This is a genomic window from Neisseria sp. P0009.S007 (assembly GCF_051962515.1).
Map to the genome: position 1 here is coordinate 1 of NZ_JBQCVF010001130.1, position 265 is coordinate 265.

Genomic DNA, 265 nt, shown 5'->3' on the forward strand with positions numbered 1-265 from the left:
AAGTAAGAGTTCTGGTTGCTCCTCTAACAATAATTCATCAATATCATAATTAATCATTGATACTCCTCACATAGTTGATAGTTTCATCATAAACATAGAAGCACTGGCGGCTTCACCAACTGGCCCATCAAATGGCAATAATGCTAATGCCACAGTAAGCGCTCCTAAACCAACTAGAGTAGCGTAATCTCCCATAGAATTTTCTCTGGGGATATGTTTAGGTACCCCTTTGTGCACATTGCTGGTATGAGCACAGGATAGGTTC

Annotated in this window: 1 protein-coding gene; it reads right to left on the bottom strand. The window is 40.4% G+C overall.

Annotated elements, in window-relative coordinates:
- Positions 1-66: 66 nt before the first annotated feature.
- A partial coding sequence (locus tag ACTHS3_RS18025; protein ID WP_440368794.1) for a hypothetical protein occupies positions 67-265 on the bottom strand: 199 nt, incomplete at its 5' end.